At 60.9% G+C, this 18,780-nt stretch carries 19 protein-coding genes; 5 read left to right on the forward strand and 14 right to left on the reverse strand.

The genetic code is table 11. The features are described from left to right. Positions 1-22: 22 nt before the first annotated feature. From ACJ8PL_RS19125 to ACJ8PL_RS19135, 3 genes are read right to left on the reverse strand one after another with little or no spacing between them, the layout of a single operon-like run. Positions 23-811, reverse strand: a complete 789-nt coding sequence (locus ACJ8PL_RS19125) for a sulfite exporter TauE/SafE family protein (protein ID WP_261106416.1) — start codon at positions 809-811, stop codon at positions 23-25. Further along, a complete protein-coding gene (locus ACJ8PL_RS19130) occupies positions 804-1,685 on the reverse strand; it encodes a formyltransferase family protein (protein ID WP_261106417.1) in 882 nt (293 codons plus the stop codon). Before ACJ8PL_RS19130 ends, ACJ8PL_RS19125 begins: the two co-directional genes overlap by 8 nt. Then, positions 1,682-3,136, reverse strand: a complete 1,455-nt coding sequence (locus tag ACJ8PL_RS19135) for an FAD/NAD(P)-binding protein (protein ID WP_016930222.1) — start codon at positions 3,134-3,136, stop codon at positions 1,682-1,684. The genes ACJ8PL_RS19130 and ACJ8PL_RS19135 overlap by 4 nt, the downstream gene beginning before the upstream one ends. Before the next feature lie 283 nt (positions 3,137-3,419). Here ACJ8PL_RS19135 and ACJ8PL_RS19140 point away from each other — a divergent pair, with 283 nt between their 5' ends. Beyond that, positions 3,420-4,202, forward strand: coding sequence for an AraC family transcriptional regulator (locus ACJ8PL_RS19140; RefSeq protein ID WP_016930223.1), 783 nt, complete (start codon positions 3,420-3,422; stop codon positions 4,200-4,202). A 4-nt stretch (positions 4,203-4,206) separates the two neighbouring features. Here the strand turns inward: ACJ8PL_RS19140 and cybC are convergent, their stop codons facing one another. Both cybC and pmbA read right to left on the reverse strand, forming a co-directional pair. Then, the gene (gene cybC, locus ACJ8PL_RS19145) at positions 4,207-4,593 is read right to left on the reverse strand and encodes a cytochrome b562 (RefSeq protein ID WP_016930224.1); all 387 of its coding nucleotides are present in this window, start codon (positions 4,591-4,593) and stop codon (positions 4,207-4,209) included. Positions 4,594-4,731: 138 nt separating this feature from the next. Continuing rightward, positions 4,732-6,072 (reverse strand): metalloprotease PmbA, encoded by a 1,341-nt coding sequence (gene pmbA, locus ACJ8PL_RS19150; protein ID WP_442531327.1) that lies wholly within the window; start codon positions 6,070-6,072, stop codon positions 4,732-4,734. 179 nt (positions 6,073-6,251) lie between these two features. Here pmbA and yjgA point away from each other — a divergent pair, with 179 nt between their 5' ends. After that, complete coding sequence (yjgA, locus tag ACJ8PL_RS19155) at positions 6,252-6,800, forward strand: ribosome biogenesis factor YjgA (RefSeq protein WP_004936968.1); 549 nt, start codon at positions 6,252-6,254, stop codon at positions 6,798-6,800. 27 nt (positions 6,801-6,827) lie between these two features. On the opposite strand, the gene ACJ8PL_RS19160 is transcribed toward yjgA, so the two are convergent. From ACJ8PL_RS19160 to aaeX, 5 genes are all read right to left on the reverse strand, one after another. Then, on the reverse strand, positions 6,828-7,127 hold the full coding sequence (locus ACJ8PL_RS19160; RefSeq protein WP_004936963.1) for a barstar family protein: 300 nt from the start codon (positions 7,125-7,127) through the stop codon (positions 6,828-6,830). A 5-nt stretch (positions 7,128-7,132) separates the two neighbouring features. Next, positions 7,133-7,600, reverse strand: coding sequence for a ribonuclease (locus tag ACJ8PL_RS19165; RefSeq protein ID WP_004936959.1), 468 nt, complete (start codon positions 7,598-7,600; stop codon positions 7,133-7,135). Between the two features lie 280 nt (positions 7,601-7,880). After that, positions 7,881-9,848: a p-hydroxybenzoic acid efflux pump subunit AaeB gene (gene aaeB, locus ACJ8PL_RS19170; protein WP_016930226.1), complete on the reverse strand. Its 1,968-nt coding sequence runs from the start codon at positions 9,846-9,848 to the stop codon at positions 7,881-7,883. Further along, complete coding sequence (gene aaeA / locus ACJ8PL_RS19175) at positions 9,848-10,783, reverse strand: p-hydroxybenzoic acid efflux pump subunit AaeA (RefSeq protein WP_028127537.1); 936 nt, start codon at positions 10,781-10,783, stop codon at positions 9,848-9,850. The genes aaeB and aaeA overlap by 1 nt, the downstream gene beginning before the upstream one ends. Positions 10,784-10,790: 7 nt before the next feature. Beyond that, positions 10,791-10,994 (reverse strand): p-hydroxybenzoic acid efflux pump operon protein AaeX, encoded by a 204-nt coding sequence (gene aaeX, locus ACJ8PL_RS19180; RefSeq protein ID WP_004936952.1) that lies wholly within the window; start codon positions 10,992-10,994, stop codon positions 10,791-10,793. A gap of 314 nt (positions 10,995-11,308) precedes the next feature. Here aaeX and aaeR point away from each other — a divergent pair, with 314 nt between their 5' ends. Next, a complete protein-coding gene (gene aaeR / locus ACJ8PL_RS19185; RefSeq protein ID WP_025304394.1) occupies positions 11,309-12,220 on the forward strand; it encodes an HTH-type transcriptional activator AaeR in 912 nt (303 codons plus the stop codon). Here aaeR and ACJ8PL_RS19190 read toward each other — a convergent pair. Together ACJ8PL_RS19190 and ACJ8PL_RS19195 are read right to left on the reverse strand one after the other, a co-directional pair. After that, the gene (locus ACJ8PL_RS19190; RefSeq protein WP_033639293.1) at positions 12,211-12,555 is read right to left on the reverse strand and encodes a hypothetical protein; all 345 of its coding nucleotides are present in this window, start codon (positions 12,553-12,555) and stop codon (positions 12,211-12,213) included. The genes aaeR and ACJ8PL_RS19190 overlap by 10 nt on opposite strands. Then, positions 12,552-12,827: a zinc ribbon domain-containing protein gene (locus tag ACJ8PL_RS19195; RefSeq protein ID WP_016930230.1), complete on the reverse strand. Its 276-nt coding sequence runs from the start codon at positions 12,825-12,827 to the stop codon at positions 12,552-12,554. Before ACJ8PL_RS19195 ends, ACJ8PL_RS19190 begins: the two co-directional genes overlap by 4 nt. A 207-nt stretch (positions 12,828-13,034) precedes the next feature. On the opposite strand from ACJ8PL_RS19195, the gene uriH reads away from it, so the two are divergent. Both uriH and ACJ8PL_RS19205 read left to right on the forward strand, forming a co-directional pair. Beyond that, positions 13,035-13,976, forward strand: coding sequence for a uridine-preferring nucleoside hydrolase UriH (gene uriH, locus ACJ8PL_RS19200; protein WP_016930231.1), 942 nt, complete (start codon positions 13,035-13,037; stop codon positions 13,974-13,976). Between the two features lie 693 nt (positions 13,977-14,669). Then, complete coding sequence (locus ACJ8PL_RS19205) at positions 14,670-16,352, forward strand: PglL family O-oligosaccharyltransferase (protein ID WP_079450129.1); 1,683 nt, start codon at positions 14,670-14,672, stop codon at positions 16,350-16,352. A gap of 59 nt (positions 16,353-16,411) precedes the next feature. On the opposite strand, the gene ACJ8PL_RS19210 is transcribed toward ACJ8PL_RS19205, so the two are convergent. Both ACJ8PL_RS19210 and tldD read right to left on the reverse strand, forming a co-directional pair. Further along, positions 16,412-17,176 carry a CDP-diacylglycerol diphosphatase gene (locus tag ACJ8PL_RS19210; RefSeq protein ID WP_442531334.1) on the reverse strand — a complete coding sequence of 255 codons (765 nt, stop codon included), beginning with the start codon at positions 17,174-17,176 and terminating at the stop codon, positions 16,412-16,414. 151 nt (positions 17,177-17,327) lie between these two features. Further along, on the reverse strand, positions 17,328-18,773 hold the full coding sequence (tldD, locus tag ACJ8PL_RS19215; RefSeq protein WP_016930234.1) for a metalloprotease TldD: 1,446 nt from the start codon (positions 18,771-18,773) through the stop codon (positions 17,328-17,330). Positions 18,774-18,780 lie beyond the last annotated feature (7 nt).

An 18,780-nucleotide genomic window follows, 5' to 3' on the forward strand; every position in this document is an offset into this window, starting at 1 on the left:
GCATCCGGCCGCCCTTTCTGTCTCAGAGGCAGATAGCGATCAGCACGGCGATCAGCAGCAGCACGTAGATTTTGGCATGCAGCGCATCGCTCACCTTCGGCAAACAGCGCCTGGCAAACACGATCCCCGCAATCCCCGCCACCACCAGCAGCCCCAGAATGTTCAGATTGACGTAGCCCAGATACTGCGGCCCGCTCATCTCGCGCCATCCCAACACGATATACATCAGCGCTCCGATCACCGCCACCGGGATCGACAGCGGGTTGGCGGCGCTGACGCAATATTTCATGTCGTAACCATGGCGGCGCAGCAGCGGCACGGTCATCACGCTGCCGCCCACCCCCAGCAGGGTGGCGATGCCGCCGATCAGCGGCCCGCCGCCCCACAACGTGGCGGGAGACAGTTCGGCGCGCGCCGGTTTGATCAGGAAGCCCCGGCGGAACAGACAGTCGGCGATGGTCACCGCCATATAGACCACAAACAGCCCGCGGATCACGCCGTCCGCCAGCAGCGAGGAAGCGAACGCGCCCAGCGCCGCGCCGATGCCGATGAAAAAGATCAGCGGCACGATGGTTTCTCGCAGCAGGTTGCCGCTGCGCCAGTTGGTTAGGGTGGCGTAACTCGCGTTGAGGATCATCACCGCTGTCGAGGTCGCTACAGCAATATGCATCGCCTGGCCGGGCTGCTCGCCCGAGGCGGAGATCAGGTGATAGACGAAAGGCACCACCACAAAGCCGCCGCCGAAGCCGAACAGAATGGTGGTGATGCCGGTCAGAAAACCGGCGCCCAGTACAATCAACGTTTCAATCATGGCCGTGCGCCCGCACGAAGTCGTCGAACCCGGCGCAGAACTGCCCCGCCAGCGGGTGGAAGCGCTCGCCGACGAACAGCCCCAAATACTGCTCGCGCACGGCGTCGTGATCCACCAGCTCAATGCCCGCCTGTTCCGCCCGCGCCAGCGTCTGTGCGTCCGGGAAGCCCCAATAGCGCGAATCACCCTGCTTTTCCGCCGCTATCGCTTCGCTCCGTTCCGCCCGCATCAGCTGGCGCGCCAGGAAGGTGCCGCTTTGCACACCCAGCAACATCATGTTTTCCAGGAACGACAGATCGTGACGCAGCTCGGCGGGCAGACGGGCGAGCACCGGGCCGGCGTCCCAGTGTTCATCCATTTCATGCAGCGTCACCGCACAGCCCTTGTCACCGTTCATCATCGCGCGGAATAGCGTCATCACCCCGCGATAACGCGGCAAGTCGCCGGGGTGCAGGTTCCACAGCAGCTTGCCGCGTCGGCTGAAGGCGCGCACATAGTCGGCGGAGAATTTCTGATAGCAGCGCAGGGAGATCACCGCGTCCATATGCTCCAGGCTGCTGATAAACGTGGCGTCATTGATGTCGAGAACGCGATGCGCCTTGACCCCGGCGGCGGCCAGGAACAGGGCCGGCGGTTGATAGGCCCCCTCACAGGCGGCGGCGTTGCGGCCAACGAACGGGAACACAAAATCGTTCAGCACCTCGCGCTCATACAGCCCCAGGCGGCGAATCGCCGGCTCCTGGGTGCGGCCGCCGCTTTTCGCCAGGGGGAAATACACCGTAAAAGCACACTCGCCTTTCAGGGCGGCGATCAGATCCTGACACACCAGCCAGGAGAAAATGTCGTTGCCGACAAAGAGCGCTACGTTCTTCATACTTCAGCCTTCTTTGCGTTGAAAATAGGGTTGTTGAACACGATTTTGCTGATATCCCGCGTGATGGATTCCATCGCCGAGGTGTAAAAAAGATCGCCCTTGGCGGGCGCGCCGAGCGAGTAAAGATGCTGCTCACGGCCGCGTCGGTCGGCAATTTTCAGCGTATGCGGGTTGCACTTCACGCCGCCGAACAGGTTCTCTTGCACCAGCCCGTCTTGCAGCAGCTGCTGGCTCAGGCGGTTGGGTGGCAGTTGATAGGAAGGCGTGGTGCAGTTGAACAGATACTGCGCGCGCACCCGCGTCTCATGGCAACGAAGGATAAACCCGTCCGTTGCCTTGCTGATATCCACCAGGCCGCCGCAGGCGCGCAGGCGTTGGCTCTCCAGCGCCGCCACGATCTTGTTGGCATTCTTGATCGGCATGGCGTGCCGATTGCGCATCCAGGAGGAGTTGTAAAAGCGCATGAAGACCTGCCGGTTGTTGGCATCCATCTTGACCCAGGCGGCGCACACTGCCGGGTGGATCGCCGCCAGATAGCTGCAGATATGCTCCCGGGCAAAACGCGCGCGATCGAGGCTGTCCGCCAGATCGCGGTAGCAATCGCGCCTTTCCCCCAGCGCCGAGAGCACCGTCAGCCGCTCCGGCCCCGGATAGTGGCGCGCCAGCGCGGCGTTGATCGCATGCACCAGCTGATGCGCGTCAATAAAATCGCGGCCGGCGACAAAGCGCCGCAGCGCCTCAACAAACGCCTCCGGCGGCGGACGCATCACCGCCGGCTGCACGCTGGGGAACAGGCCCGAGCGCGACAGGGCGCAGATGTCGGTCGCTCCCAGGCGCTCCATCAGTTCAACGATGGCGTCAATCGCCGTCAGGCTGCAGCCGATCACGCCAATGCTCGAATAAGGGTTGATCGGCGGCAAATCCTGATGGGCCTGATAAGCGATCACCCCATCCACCGGGTAAAGGCACTCCGGCGGGTTGTGCCCCGAACACAGCACCAGCGCGTTCATCTGCTCGGCGCCGCCGCAGGCGGTGGTCAGCCGATAGCCGGCTTCGTGCGGCGCGATGGCATTCACTTCGGCAGTGACGAAATTCAGCACCACGTTACTGTCCGCCGCCATATATATTGTCATGTCGCGAATAAAATCGAGATATTCCCGATACAGCCAGCGCGGCGGATAACGATCCTGGCAAAACTGCGGGAAATGCATGGCGATCCAATCAACGAAGTGCGCATCGTCGAAAATATCCGCCGACATATTTTCCGGCGTCATATTTAATATATGGCTGTCAAAATCGCTGCTGTATGCCATGCCGCCTTTAAATCCCTGCTTGTCGAAAACCGTCAGGGAAAGCGGCCTTTTGCAATGATTAACCGACTTATTTTTTATAAAGTTATACGCAAAAGAGATGCCGGCGGCCCCGCCGCCAATCACACCGAACTTATACATGAAATATCACCTTATAGTCATTGAACTGCGCTAAGAACTATTGCTTCAGGTGTTGGAATAAAATGACGCTTTATTCCTTATTAACTTCTTGTATTGCGAGAACGAGAACCTTCGTCCCACCCTGGTGTGAAGACTTGCACGGGCTTCATGGCCGATAAAATAACGGCGCCCCGAACAAGCGTTATTTTTCTGCCCCGATAGTAGGGCGACCGTCGCTGGCTTGCTTTATATGAAGGGCCAACTATCATTGCGTTTCGGCCAATCTGCCCGCCAAAGGGAACACATGCGCAACGTCCGCATTGATGACATCGACCACGTAACCCGCGCGGTGATCGCCATCGGCACCGATTATCCGCCGGGGCATCTGCTGCCAATGCACAGCCACCGGCGCGCGCAGTTGCTGTACGGCGCTACCGGCGTCATGCACGTTTTCACGCAGCAAGGCAATTGGGTCGTTCCGCCGCAGCACGCGGTGTGGCTGCCGCCGCAGATGCCGCACGCGGTGCGGATGGTCGGCGTCACCACCCGCAGCCTGTACCTTGAACCCGGCGCGTTGCCCGCCGAACGGCCGCAGGTATGTCAGGTGGTCAGCGTCACTCCGCTGATGCGCCAGCTGTTGATGGCGGCGGTGGATATGCCGCTGGAGTATGAACAACAGGGCCGCGACGGAGCGCTGGCGGCGCTGCTGCTGCACGAGCTGGCCAGGCTGCAGCCCTTGCCGTTGCACATCCCGCTGCCCGCCGATCCTCGGCTGGGTGAGCTGTGCCGCGCCTTTTTGCAGCACCCCGACGCCCACGACTCCGCGCAGCGGTGGGCGCCTCGTCTGTACATGAGCATTCGCACCTTCAGCCGCTTCTTTCGCGCGCAGACCGGCCTGCCGTTTTCGCAATGGCGTCAGCGCGCCTGCGTGGTGCTGGCGTTGGCGCTGCTGGCCGAAGGACGCAGCGTGACGCAGGTAGCGATGGAAATGGGGTATGACAGCAGCGCGGCGTTTTCAACCATGTTTCGCCGCGTGCTGGGGCAGGCGCCCTCCTCCTATCTGACGGAAGACGGGCGCGACGGTTGACGGATTAGCGGAATTTCTTGTGGTTGGCGTCGCGGGTTTGCTTGAAGCCCTGCGCCAGCTGCTTCGCTTCGGCGACTTTGCCCTGATTGGCCAGCGCCAGCGCCTGATCGATTTGGCCGATCAGGGTATCCAACCCGCTGCGGAAATCTTTCATCTCCGGGCTGTCGGCGGCTTTGTCTTCCAGCTTCGGCGGGGTGCCCTGTTTGGCATCCTGCGCGGCGGCGCGCATGTTCTGCAGGCTCTGTGTGAGGGTAGCGGCGGAGTCGGTATTCAGCACCGTTTTGTAGTTTTCCGCCAGGGTGTCCATATCGTCGCCAAGATCGGCGGCGACCGCCAGCGAACTGGCTGCCAGCAGCGTCAACGCCGCCAGCGCTTTCAGGGTATTCTGCATGTTTGCTCACCTTCCAGTTATTGTTTTAATTAACCCACCGTTACCATAGGCAAGGCCGGGAAAAATCGAAACCGGAGATTTGTAAGCAAGGTTGAGACGGGATAACGCGCAGCCGGCGGGCGCCGGCCGCGCAGCGGATCACTGGCCGGCGATCTTCATTTCCGGCAGCAGCACCGAACCGCACTGGATATTGCTGCGGGTTTCGATATCGCTGCCGACGCTGACGATGTTGCGCAGCATGTCTTTCAGGTTGCCGGCGATGGTGATCTCGCTGACCGGGTATTGGATCTCACCGTTTTCCACCCAGAAACCGGCGGCGCCGCGCGAGTAATCGCCGGTGACGCCGCTGACGCCCTGGCCCATCAACTCGGTGACCACCAGGCCGGTGCCGAGCTGCTTCAGCATGCCGGCGAAATCCGCGCCCTGCCCGGCAATGCGCCAGTTATGGATGCCGCCGGCATGGCCGGTGCTGTGCAGGCCCAGCTTGCGCGCCGAGTAGCTGGTCATCAGCCAGGTTTGCAGCACGCCGTCCTTGACGATATCGCGCCTCTGGGTGCGCACGCCCTCGCTGTCGAACGGCGTCGACGCCAGCCCTTTCAGCAGGTGCGGATGCTCCTCGACGGTCAGCCACGCCGGCAGGATCTGCTTGCCGAGCGAGTCCAACAGGAAGGTAGATTTGCGATAAACGCTGCTGCCGCTGATGGCGCCCACCAGATGGCCGAACAATCCGGTGGCCACCTCGGAGGCGAACAGCACCGGCGCCTTCATGGTCGACAATTTGCGCGGCGCGAGACGCGCCAACGTGCGGCGGGCGCACTCCTGCCCCACCCACTCCGGGCTGTGCAGATCGCCCATCGCCCGACCTATGGTGTAAGCGTAATCCCGCTCCATGTCGCCGTCCTGTTCTGCGATGACGCAGCTGGACAGCGAGTGACGGCTGGAACAATAGCTTTGCAGCATGCCGTGGCTGTTGCCGAACACCTTGATGCCGTAGTGGCTGTTGAAACTGCCGCCTTCGGTGTTGGTAATGCGTTTGTCCGCCGCCAGCGAAGCCTGCTCGGCGCGCGCCGCCAGCTCGATGCCGCGCTCGGCGTCCAGCTCGGTCGGGTGGAACAGATCGAGATCCGGCGCCTCGAACGCCAGCAGATCTTTCTCCGCCGGGCCGGCGCAAGGATCCTTAGAGGTGTAGCGCGCGATGTCCAGCGCCGCCTGTACGGTGCGGGCGATGGCGTCCGGGCTGAGATCGGTGGAAGAGGCGCTGCCTTTGCGCTGGCGGTGATACACGGTGATGCCCAGCGCGCCATCGCTGTTGAACTCGACGTTTTCCACTTCGCCGAAGCGGGTGCTGACGCTGATGCCGGTCGATTTGGTGACCGCGACTTCCGCCGCGTCGGAACCGGCGCGGGCCAGCTCCAGCGCCTGAGAAACGGCCTGTTCCAGCGCCTTGCGCTGTTCTGCAACTTGAGTGACTACTTTCATCAATCTGCCATAATTAATCAGAAAATCGTTGAGAAAAGTGCCGGAGCGGCGTAGTTGTGCACGCGGGGCGGCGCGCAAAAATCCTGAGATCTCTGCCGTTGAGTCTAACAGGAACCGCGTTGAATTTCGCATAAAGCCGGCAACCTGTTAGGATTAGCCTCTTTTTAACGGAGCCTACCATGAACAAACAGCCTGAAGACTGGCTCGACGATGTCCCGGAGAATGAAAACGAGGACGATGACGAGATTATCTGGGTCAGTAAAAGTGAAATTAAACGTGATGCCGAAGCGCTGAAAGACCTGGGGGCCGAAATGGTCGATCTGGGCAAAAACGCGCTGGACCGCATTCCGTTGGACGAAGATTTGCGCGCCGCCATCGAGCTGGCGCAGAAGATCAAGAAAGAGGGCCGTCGCCGTCAGCTGCAGCTGATCGGCAAAATGCTGCGCGCCCGCGATATCGAGCCGATCCAGACCGCGCTCGACAAGCTGAAAAACCGCCACAACCAGCAGGTTTCCCTGTTCCATAAACTGGAAGCGCTGCGCGACCGCCTGGTGGAAGAAGGCGATGACGTCATTCCGTCGATCCTGGATCTGTATCCGGCCGCCGATCGCCAACAGCTGCGTTCACTGGTGCGCAACGCGCAGAAAGAGAAGGCCGCCAACAAGCCGCCTAAGGCTTACCGCCAGATCTTCCAATACCTGCGCGAGCTGGCCGAAGCGGCCGACTAAGCGCCGCCATCCCGGGATGAACCCGTTTCATCCCCGGTGATGCGCCGGTTCGCCGCTGCTTTCGCGGATATTGAAGCGCAGGCTGCCTTCCAGCTCTTCTTCCGCCTCTTCAAACAGCAGAATGATCGCGCCGAAACGACGCTTGCTGCGGGCATTCAGGTGAGTGAACTCGATTTCCACCGGCAGACCGATATCGCCGGTCACTACGTCCCACAGCGCGTCGAGGTTGGCGCCGAATCCCTCGTCCAGCGCAAACTTGTGCGCAAAATCGCGGTAGAAGGTCGGCACATCCTGGATCTGTTCAAAATCAAACTCTACTTTTGCCATCAAACTCACTCCACACGAATGAAGTTTTTGTAATGGTCGCGCGTGACGAAGATCAGACCGTCGCTCGAATACAGCAGGCGATCGGCGCCGCGCCGGCCACACTGGTAATTGATGTCCGCTTCGCGCCAGACCCGGCCGCCGGCGCTCGGCAGTTGTCCTTCACGGTTAGAGAATCGATCGCCGCCAATCGCCTTGCCCGGCAATACCGCACAGAGGTTGCCTGAACGCGGGTCCCAGCCCTGCTCGCGCGCCTGCTTCTTGGTGACGTAATAGCCCGGCAGCCGCTGATGCTGCTGCAGGTAGCTCACCACCGTTTGCTGCTGCGTGAGCCGATCGATGCTCTGCTGTTGCCCCGCCGGCGCTTGCACCACCGTCGCATTGCCGCCGATCGCACGGTGCTCGTTGCCGCGCAGCGCGCTGAAGACGGCGATGACCACGGCGATGACAATCGCCAACAGAATCCGCTTGTTCATGACATTCCCTGAAATTATGCCGCCGAAGGCGCCGCAGCTCCCCCAGGCTAGTTAGGTATATAGTCGACCTGGATGAAACTAAGATGACCGGCACGTCACGTTTTCGCGGCGGTGAGCGTTTCATCCATTCATGACAATGATGCCACTTTCCAGTCGTTCTGGCACTCGGAGTCTCTCTGAAAACAGGCCGCCTCACATGAGACGGCCCGCCATGTCAGGCACTGCTTTCAGTATAGTCAGGGAAGGCGCCGCACAACGCGGCGCAACAGGAGGGAACGCATCAATCGATCAAGGCGTGACGATAGCGATGCAGCATGTCGGCCAGGCGTTTCACCGGCCCGGTGACGCTGAGCGGCGCCTGATTGTCCACCAGCTTCTGCTGGTACTCGTTCATTTCACCCAGCAAGCGATCGTAGTAATAGGCGCGCTTGACGTCGTTCTTGGCGGAGACCACCCGATCGGCGGTGCTGCGGATCTGGCGGTGGAAGGCCGACAGCTCTTCGCTGACCGGAATCTCCGCCCGCTGCATGCGCTGGTGGGCAATGATCAGGTTCAACGCCAGACGATACTTGGCGATGTCGTTCGGGAACATCATCAGCAGCTGGTTAAGCTGCTGATACAGCGCAGGCAGATGGTTTTGCCGACGACGCGCCGCCTTGGTGGTCAGCGCCGACACCGCGCTGCTGACGAACTGGTTAAGCAACGTGCGCCCGGTGCGTTCACGCGAATTGTCGCGGATCAGCAGCAGCACCATCAGCCCAACGCAGCTGCCGAGGAACTGGCCCAGTGCCCCGTCGAGAAACTGGGTGACGTTGAACTCCATCGGGTTGCTCAGCACCAGAATGTTGATGGTCCCGGCCAGCAGCCCCAGCGAACCGAGCCGCCGCTTCTGCACCTCGATGCCGATGAAAAACGCCAGCAGACCGAGGCTGAGACACAGCAGCAAAATGCTCTGCTGCGTCGCCGGCAGGATCACCATGAAGAACAGGGAACCGACCGGGATCGCCGCCAGCATGCCCAGCACGAAATCCATCGCCACCATGCGCGGCGCCGGGGTGCGCATCGCCAGCGAGGTGATCACCGCGATGATCACCATAAAACCGCTGCCGGACGTCCAGCCGGTCCACAGCCACAGCAGGCTGCCGAAGGCCGTCGCCACAAAGGTGCGCAGGCCGTTGATCATCGCGTGATGCCCTTCCGCCGAAGTCGGCTTGACCACGGTTTCATTGCTCAACACCCCCTCTTCCACCGCGCTGATGCTGCAGTTGGCGTGCACGCCTTTCGACAGCAGCAGGTAGCGCGTCGCCGCGCCGACCCAACCGGTGATGGTCGGCAGCGTTTCCTCGGAACGATGCGTGGTCAGCACCTGGCGCAACAGCTTCATGCGCTTGTGGATCTCCTGCGGGGTTTCCGCCGGTACCATCAGCTGCTCCCGCAGGCTGTCTTTCAGTGCCTCCGGGTGATTCACCAAGATCAGATAGGTTTCGCAGGCCTGGGTGATCAGCGTCAGCGACAGCGTATGCAGCGCTTTTACCCGGCGGTTGACCTTCTGCCAGCGCGAGGACTCCATCATCAGATTGTTGCGCATGCCGTCCAGCGCCGTGGTGCTCTTCACCAGATTGCTCCAGGCGCGGTCGATATCCTCTTTGTCGGCGTTGCTGATGCACATCTGCATCAGGCGGTATTGAGCTACCAGCAGCTGATCCACCGCCCGATCGATGTCCTGTTTGATCGAACGCGGCGAGAACAGCAGATCCGCCAACACGGCGCTGACGATCCCCAGCACGATCTCGCTGCAACGCTCGATGGCGAACTGCGGCGCTTCCAGCAGATGAGACTCGCTGGTGGCGACCGTCACGATGATGATCAGCGCGGTATACCCGGCCAGCCCCCAGGCATAGGAGTTCTCCACCTTGATGAGCGAAGAAAGCCAGGTGCAGAAACCGGCCCAGATGCAGCACAGCAGCAGCATCACCACCGGCGCGCGGGCGGTGGTGATGATAATGATCAGGCCGACGAAGCAGCCGATAAAGGTGCCGATGATACGCAGCCAGCCGCGGTGGCGGATGGCGCCGGAGAAGGGTTCGCCGCCGGCGGCAAAGGCCGGGCCGGCGGCGACGATGGCGGCGGTCATCGCCGACCAACGCGGGGTTTCCAGATTGAGATGGAAGCCGACGAACAGCGCAAACACAATCGCGAAGCTGAGTTTGAAGGCGAATCTCAGCCGGATAAAGGTTGGGCTGCTCATTAGCCGAACTCACGCAGCCGGTGCATCAGGCGCACAAAAGGCGAACCGCTGTCGGCATTGCGATCGTTCTTGCCGACGATCACCACGGTGGCGGTGGTGCCGGCCGGGTACGGATGCTGTTGATCCTTGGCGTCCAGCAGGATCTTCACCGGCACGCGCTGCGCCAGGCGCACCCACTCCAGGTTGCTGTCGATCGAGGCCAACCCTTTGTTGTTCACCGTGCTGCTGCTGTTGTTCACCGCCGCCGCCACGCTGTCGACGGTGCCGTGCATGATGCGGTTGCTGCCGAGCGGGGTGATCTCCGCGCGGTCGCCCTTATTCAGGCCATTCAGCTTGGTTTCTTCCAGGTACGCCAGGATGTAGAAGGAATCTTTCTTCACCAGCGCCACCGCCACCGAGCCCCGGGTGATGTATTCGCCGGCATGGACGTTGAGGTTGGTGATCCAGCCATCGGCCGGAGCCCGCACCGTGGTGCGTTCCAGATCCAGCTGCGCCAGCTCGCGTGCCGCCACGGCCTTCGCCAGCTGGTGCTGCACGGTCTGCAGCGAGTTGTTCGACTGGTCAATCTCTTCCTGCGACATCGCCTGCACGCCCAGCTTCACGCGGCGGCCGGCCTCGCGCCGTTTTTCCGCCGCCAACGCTTGATAGTAGGCGACATCGGCGCCGGCTTCCGCCAACGCCTGCTCATAACGCGGCCGATCGACCACGAACAGCACCTGGCCTTTCTTCACCAGTTGGTTATCCACCACCGGCACGTCGGTCAGCAGGCCGCTGACGTCCGGCGCGATCGCCACCACATCGGCGGTAAACTTGGCATCACGCGTCCACGGCGACTCGGTGTAGAACACCCAGGCCTTGAATATCGCGGCGATGCCCAACAGCACAAGAATCAAAGTGATCGCGATTCGGGTTATTTTTATCGAAAAATTTTTCACAGCGACCTCAAACAAAAAGACATGAAATCAGATAAAACAAGCAGCAATACAGCGCAGTGTTAAACAGCGCCGGATGCCAGACAAAATCGTAAATCCCCGTCGGCTGCAGCAGGCGGCGCAAGAGAAAAAACAGCGCCAGCGACACCAGCAGCTCGAAAAACACCGGCGGAAACGACAGTCCGAAGATGACCATAACCGGAAGCAAACTCATCACTTTTTCCTTATTGTTCACTGCGCCGGGGAAAGACACATCTCGCCATTCACATTCTCTTTACATTTTAGCGTGCGCGCGCCACAAATCTTGACCAGACAGCTTGTCCAGGTCACGAACCCGAAAAAAGGTTAAACTTTGGGGCAGACGTCCACGACAGGGATTGCGAGGGTGCCGGAGGAGCGGCAGGATTACATCGCCGATCGCTCTCGCACGTTGGTAAGGTCTATTCACCCGACCACGTTATATTAGCCTGCTTACTATCAAGGCATCAACAATCTGTGATCTAAATCACTTTTAAGCCAGAGTGAATAATGGAAAGATTAAAACGGATGTCGGTATTCGCCAAAGTGGTTGAGTTCGGGTCGTTTACCGCGGCCGCGCGCCAACTCGGCATGAGCGTTTCATCGATCAGCCAAACCGTCTCGAAACTGGAAAATGAGCTGCAGGTCAAGCTGTTGAACCGCAGCACGCGCAGCATCGGCCTGACTGAGGCCGGCAAAATCTACTATCAGGGCTGCCGACGCATGCTGCAGGAAGTCAGCGAAGTGCATGAACAGCTGTATGCGTTTAACAACACGCCCGCCGGCACGCTGCGCATCGGCAGCTCATCCACCATGGCGCAAAACGTGCTGGCGAACATGACCGCCGAGATGATGAAAGAGTACCCGGGCCTGACGGTCAACCTGGTAACCGGCATTCCGGCGCCGGATCTGATCACCGACGGGCTGGATCTGGTGATCCGCACCGGGGCGCTGCAGGACTCCAGCCTGTTCTCTCGCCGCCTGGGGCAGATGCCGATGGTGGTGTGCGCCGCCAAAAGCTACCTGAGCCAGCACGGCACGCCGCAGAAGCCGAGCGACATGGTCAACTTCTCCTGGCTGGAGTACAGCGTGCGGCCCGACAGCGAATTCGAACTGATGTCGCCGGAAGGCATCACCACGCGCATTTCCCCGCAGGGGCGCTTCGTCACCAACGACTCCTCCACCATGATCCGTTGGCTGAAAAACGGCGCCGGCATCGCCTACGCCCCGCTGATGTGGGTGATCGAAGAGATCAAACGCGGCGAGATCGAGATCCTGTTCAAAAGCTACCATTCGGATCCGCGGCCGATCTACGCGCTCTATACCGAGAAGGACAAACTGCCGCTGAAGGTGCAGGTGTGCATCAATTATTTAACCGACTATTTCGAACGCGTAGCGGCGGTCTATCAGGGCTATCGCTGAGCAGCGCTCAAATAGCGTCGCGCCAGCGCGGCCAGCAGCGTCAGCGCCACCATGCCGAAGCCCCACAGCAGCCAGATGGCGTAGCCCGCCCAGGTCAGCAGCGCAGGAAAATAGCTCGCCAGCCCGCTGCCCAGCTGTTTCAGCCACGGCAGCCAGGCGTCCAGCACCGCCTGCGGCACCAGGCTCAGCGCACCGTTCACCGGCAACGATGCATTCCCGGCTGCCTCCGCCAACGCCGGGAGCCAGGCCAGCACCCCGGCTACGCCCCAGGCCAGCAGCGTCCATAGCGCCATGGCGCCCAGCAGCAGCGCGAGTGTCCAACCGCCCCGGTTCACGGCACACCGCCACCGCACTGCGGACAAAATCGGCTGCCCGACGGCAACGGCGCGGCGCACTGGCCGCAGGTGGCGCTCACCGCGGCAAACGGCTGACCGCAGCGGTGGCAATAACGCGCGCCCGATTTATTCACAGCCCGGCATTCCGGGCACAGCGGCCCCGGCTCGCCATGCTGGTTATAGCGGTTGCCATGATGCCCGCCGCCGTGGCCCGCGCGCTGATGACCGCCGTTAATACCGCCTTGCCCCAACAACCGTTTCAGTAAGCTCATCCCGCCTCTCCTCTGTGCATTGACGCTGAACCTCACTGTAAACCCTGGAGTAAACTCCAGGGTAAAGCCCGGCGAGCAGGATTTACGTTTCATTACATCGTAAAAGTGACAAGGCTTTGATGCCGTTAACAAAAGCACCATCGGCATTATCCCACGCCGCCGCGCTGCGTTATGCTGCGGAAACCTCTCCCTGCATCAGGAATAACCATGAAAAAAATCATACTGGACTGTGACCCGGGGCATGACGACGCCATCGCTCTGTTGCTGGCCTGGGGCAATCCGCAGATCGACCTGCTGGCGGTCACCACCGTGGTGGGTAACCAGACGCTGGACAAAGTGACGCGTAACGCCCTGGCGGTGGCCCGCATCGCCAATATCACCGGCGTCCCCTTCGCCGCCGGCTGCCCGCGCCCGCTGGTGCGCAATATCGAAGTGGCGCCCGACATTCACGGCGACTCAGGCCTCGATGGCCCGGTGCTGCCGGCCCCCCACCTGCAGTTGGACTCACGCCATGCGGTAGACCTGATCATCGAGACCGTGATGGCCCACCCGCCGGGCAGCGTGACGCTGGTGCCGACCGGCGGCCTGACCAATATCGCCATGGCGGTGCGTAAAGAGCCGCGCATTGCCGAACGGGTCAAGGAAGTGGTGCTGATGGGCGGCGGCTATCATGTGGGCAACTGGAGCGCGGTGGCGGAGTTCAATATCAAAATCGATCCCGAGGCGGCGCACATCGTGTTCAACGAAAAATGGCCGCTCACCATGGTCGGGCTGGATCTCACCCATCAGGCGCTGGCCACGCCGGCAGTCTGCGAACGCATCGCCGCCCTCGGCACCCGGCCGGCCGCCTTCGTCGGCGAACTGCTGGCATTCTTTGGCCGTATGTACCAACAGGCGCAAGGCTTCAGCGCCCCGCCGGTACACGATCCTTGCGCGGTGGCCTACGTGATCGACCCGAGCGTCATGACGGTGCGCAAAGCGCCGGTGGATATCGAACTGACCGGCACCCTGACGTTGGGCATGACGGTCACGGACTTCCGCGCGCCGCCGCCGCCGGACTGCCACACCCAGGTGGCGGTCAAACTGGATCAGGATAAATTCTGGGATCTGGTGGTGGATGCGCTAAAGCGGATCGGTGAGGTGGAGTAAGCGGACGGGAGACAAGACTAACGCGCTTGGGCAAGCGCGTTAGTCTGTATTCTGCCGCGGCAACGGGGAGGCTCAAGACATAACGTCTTTTATTTCCAATTCAGCAGAACAATCCTAACAATAAATCATTTTATAAAAACACAAATAAACAGATAGAGACAAGAAGAATCTTAATAAAAATAAAACCATGAAAATCACTTTTAATTTAAAAATCAACAATGGGAAACGATGAAACAAACCTCCTCCGTCACACCGCCGCTGACGAAACAAATTAAACAAGCAGATACCTATTTTATTCTTCACATTACCTGCCGATATAGGCCATTGCCGGGATGCCTCACGATATTCACACTCGCCAGTGCAAAGGCCAACCAACTGATTTTAATAAATAAAAATAATAATTAGATTAAAAATTGACTGAATCGCAATAGATTTGAGAAAATAACGCGTCTGTTTTTGAAAAAACAAAAATGCCTTTTGCGGGTGAAAAATACGGCTTAACCTTTCTTTAGGCGCACAGCCTCACGCATTCTCAGGGCAAACATTATTTATCGCTTCACCATGAAGACGGTTTAAATTTCCCGTGAGACATTTTCGAATTGAACATTACACACATTTCAACATCAGGATAAAGGATAGGGAATAATCAAAACATGCATTCAATAAACGCTATCAGGCCTTGGCAGGTTAACCATGGCCGATAAATCTCCCGCTAACGCAGCGACCATCGCCGTGCTGCCCCTGCTGCTGATCTGGATGGCGGCGCTCCTGCCGATCTATCATCCCAATATGGGCGGCGACGGTCTGGCGCTGCCGCAAAACATTCAGGCCTGGGGCGTCATGGCGCTCACTACGCTGATCGTGACGTTTACCGTTTGCCTGGGTCGCATCCGCCTTTCGCTTACCCCCACCGCCCGGCTATTGCTGCTCGGCATCGCCGTGCTGGCGCTGCCGCTGCTGTATACCCGCCCCGAGTGGCGCGAAGACGCCCTGTGGCGCTGCGCCGGCCTGCTAGGCGGTTGGCTGTTCTATGTCGCCTGCCTGCAGCTGCGCCTAACCCCCAGGCAGCGCAACCTATTGCTGTACGGTCTGCTGTTCGCCGCTGGCGTTCAGGCGCTGCTGGCGGCTCTGCAACTGTTCGCCCCCACGCTGGCGTGGGTATCCCCTCACGGAAGCCGGGTCTACGGCGTCTTTCAGCAACCGAACGTGCTGGGCAGCTTTATCGCCACCGGGCTGGCTTTGGCGCTCTGGCTGCTGCTTGCTCCCCTCTCTGCGCCGATGCGGCGGCGGCAAATCCCGCTGCTCGCGCTGCTGGCCGTTTTCTCCGCCCTGCTGGTGCTGATCCAGTCGCGCGCCGCCTGGCTCGGCGGCGCCTTGGCGGCGGCATTGCTGCTGTGGCGTTTTGCCCGCCAGCGCCCGGCCGCAAGCCGCTGGGCCGGCGGCGCGCTGCTGTTGGGTATGGCGATCGGCCTCACGGTGCTGTTCACCGGTTTCGGTCTGGAGGGTCACACCGGCCTGATCGGTCGGGGGCTATCCAACAGCGCGCGTCTGACCATGCTGCACGACGTCGGCGCCATGATCCTGGCCAAGCCGCTGCTGGGCTGGGGTTACGGCGGTTTTGAATACGGCTTCGCGCACTTCCGCCTGCAGGAAATGCCCTGGCGAGAAGTGCTGGAAGTCGCCGGGCATCCGCACAATGAAATCCTGCTGTGGTGGGTTGAGGGTGGTCTGCCGGCGCTGGCGGGTATCATGATCGTCCTCGTCGCCGGCGCGCTGCTGCTGAAATGCGCCTGGCAACGGGATCGCGCGCAGCGGGACGGCGCGCGCGTCGGGCTGTTCCTGGTGCTGCTGCCAATGCTGGTGCATACCCAGCTGGAATACCCTTTCTATCTGTCTGCGCCGCACTGGCTGGCGTTTCTGTTGCTGCTGGCGTTGCTGGACGGCCAAACCGGCGAGCCCCGCCCGCTGCCGTTCGCCAAAGCCCTGAGCCTGCCGGTGGCGATGGCGGCGGTCGGCGTGCTGGCGATGGCGGTTTTCGCCTGGCAAGGGCGCATGGCGCTCACTCAGTCGGAACGCACGATGCTGGCCAACATCGACAGCATCGAGCAAATGCCGCCGCCAGCCGCCTGGATCTACCGGGAGCGCAAAACGTTCGACGAGCAATCTCACGCGCTGCTGGTCTATAACCAGACACGTGACGATGCCCTGTTGACCGGCTATCGGCAGTGGGCCAATGCCTATCTGCAGCGCCGTATCGACGCCAACGTCTACGCCACGCTGATCATGATCTTGCGCTATCAGGGGGCCCAGGCGGAAGCCGACGCTCGCCTGCGGGAAGCCGCTTTCCTGTTTACGCGGGATGCGCGGTTTAGGTAGGGACAACAAGGTGAGAGCGATGCCTCGTCGCTCTCACCTGCGTCATTTATGTAGCAAAATTAACGCGGCAATATCGCGCACTCTTTATCCAGCAGCGATTCTACCGACGCGCGATTGCCGACGTCCCAGCCGCGCTTCGAGGCCAGCAAGATAAAACCCCGTTGGCCGCCAAACGTGGTGGGCACTAACGCCACGCCATATTCCGCCATCTGCGGCGGCGACAGATGGAAATAATCCGCCAAATCCTTAATCGGGTAGATGCCCATCACGGCTGGCTGCATCACGCGGCGAGCATAATAGGTGTGGCGCAACAACTTATCCGGCAAAGGCCGCCATCGCTCCTGTATGTAGGGGCGTTCCGCCTGCAATTGGCGCCGCACATCTTCGCGCAGACAGGTCAGGTGAATATGCAATTGGTTCTGGCTGCGGCCATAAGCGGAGTTGATCGCCATGCCCAACATATCATCCGGCACCGGCCCGCCATACTCAGCGGCCAGCCGGTAACGCATCAGCCATGCATAGCCAAAATAGTCCGTCCGTTCCCCGGCCAGCAGCTGCGGGCTTTCGATGCCGGAGAGCGGCGCCGTCGGCACCAGGATGAAGTGATAGGGATAACGCGGGTTTTGCAGCACGCTGAAGCCCTGCGCTTTCCCCTGCGGCATATAAATCTGCTCACACGGGGCCGGATCGCGCTTTTGCTGATAGTTGGCCATGCAGAGCTTATCGACCACGCCCCACAGCGCATCGGAACGGGCGCACCCCGTCAGAGAGAGAACCCCCAGCACCAGCAGCCAATGCCGGGCGGATAAAGCCAGGCGCGTCATTCTCGTAGTGATCTGTTTTTTCGCCACGTCAATTTTATTCCATTATGTCGTACAGGCTACGGCGTCCTGCCGCGCTTAGCGTTACGAATGCGAGAAAGGCCGCAAAATGGAGAATGGTTGAGGGGCCAACGCGCGGCCCCTTGAGGAAAGATTACGCCGTGCCGCCGACGGTCAACGTATCCAGTTTCAGCGTCGGTTGGCCGACGCCTACCGGCACGCTCTGGCCTTCCTTGCCGCACACGCCCACGCCTTTATCGAGCGCCAGATCGTTGCCGACCATCGAGATCTGCTGCATCGCCTCAATGCCGGAGCCGATCAGCGTCGCCCCTTTCACCGGCTTGGTGATACGGCCCTTTTCGATCAGGTAGGCTTCGGTGGTGGAGAACACGAACTTGCCGGAGGTGATGTCCACCTGGCCGCCGCCAAAGTTCGGCGCGTACAGACCGTACTCGACGCTGGCGATGATCTCTTCCGGCGTCGATTGGCCCGCCAGCATGTAGGTGTTGGTCATGCGCGGCATCGGCAGATGCGCGTAGGACTCGCGGCGGCCGTTGCCGGTCGGGGCGACGCCCATCAGCCGCGCGTTGAGCTTGTCCTGCATGTAACCTCTCAATACGCCGTTTTCAATCAGCACGTTGTACTGGCCCGGCACGCCTTCGTCGTCGATCGCCAACGAGCCGCGGCGCCCTTGCAGAGTGCCGTCATCCACCACGGTGCACAGTTCGGACGCCACCAGCTCGCCCATATGGCCGCTGAACACCGAGGTGCCGCGTCGGTTGAAGTCGCCTTCCAGGCCGTGGCCCACCGCCTCATGCAGCAGCACGCCCGGCCAGCCGGCGCCCAACACTACCGGCATATTGCCGGCCGGCGCCGCCACCGCGCCAAGATTAACCAGCGCCATGCGCACCGCTTCTTTGGCGTAGGCATCGGCGCGCACGTCGCCGTCGACGGTTTCCAGGAAATAGTCGTAACCGAAACGGCCGCCGCCGCCGCTGGAGCCGCGCTCACGCTTGCCGTCCTGCTCCACCAGCACGCTGACGGAGAGGCGCACCAGCGGGCGAACGTCCGCCGCCAGCGTGCCGTCGGTGGCGGCCACCAACACCTGCTCGTAAACGCCGGTAATGCTGGCGTTCACTTCCTGCACTCGCGCATCGGCGGCGCGCGCCACCTTGTCGACGCGGTGCAGCAGGGCGATTTTCTCTTCGCGCGGCAGACTTTGCAGCGGATCGAGCAACGGATACAGCGCCCGGTAACCGATCTCACCCAGGGTATGCGCCCGCCCGTCGCCCTGCTCACGCACGATGCTGCGCGCCGCCTGGGCGCTCTGCTGCAGCGCATTCAGGGTGATCTGATCGGCATAGGCGAAGCCGGTCTTCTCACCACTTACGGCGCGCACGCCGACGCCCTGGTCGATATTGTAAGAGCCATCCTTGATGATGCCGTCCTCGATCACCCAGGCTTCATGATAGCTGGACTGGAAATAGAGATCGGCGTAGTCGATACGGCGTTCTGCCAGTTGACCCAGTACCCTGTACAGGTCTTGATGACTCAGCTTGTTGGTAGCGAGTAACTGCTCACTGACAAACGTCAGGCTCATAATGGTT

The sequence above is a fragment of the Serratia sp. CY83965 genome (assembly GCF_052166375.1).
Taxonomy (GTDB): domain Bacteria; phylum Pseudomonadota; class Gammaproteobacteria; order Enterobacterales; family Enterobacteriaceae; genus Serratia; species Serratia marcescens.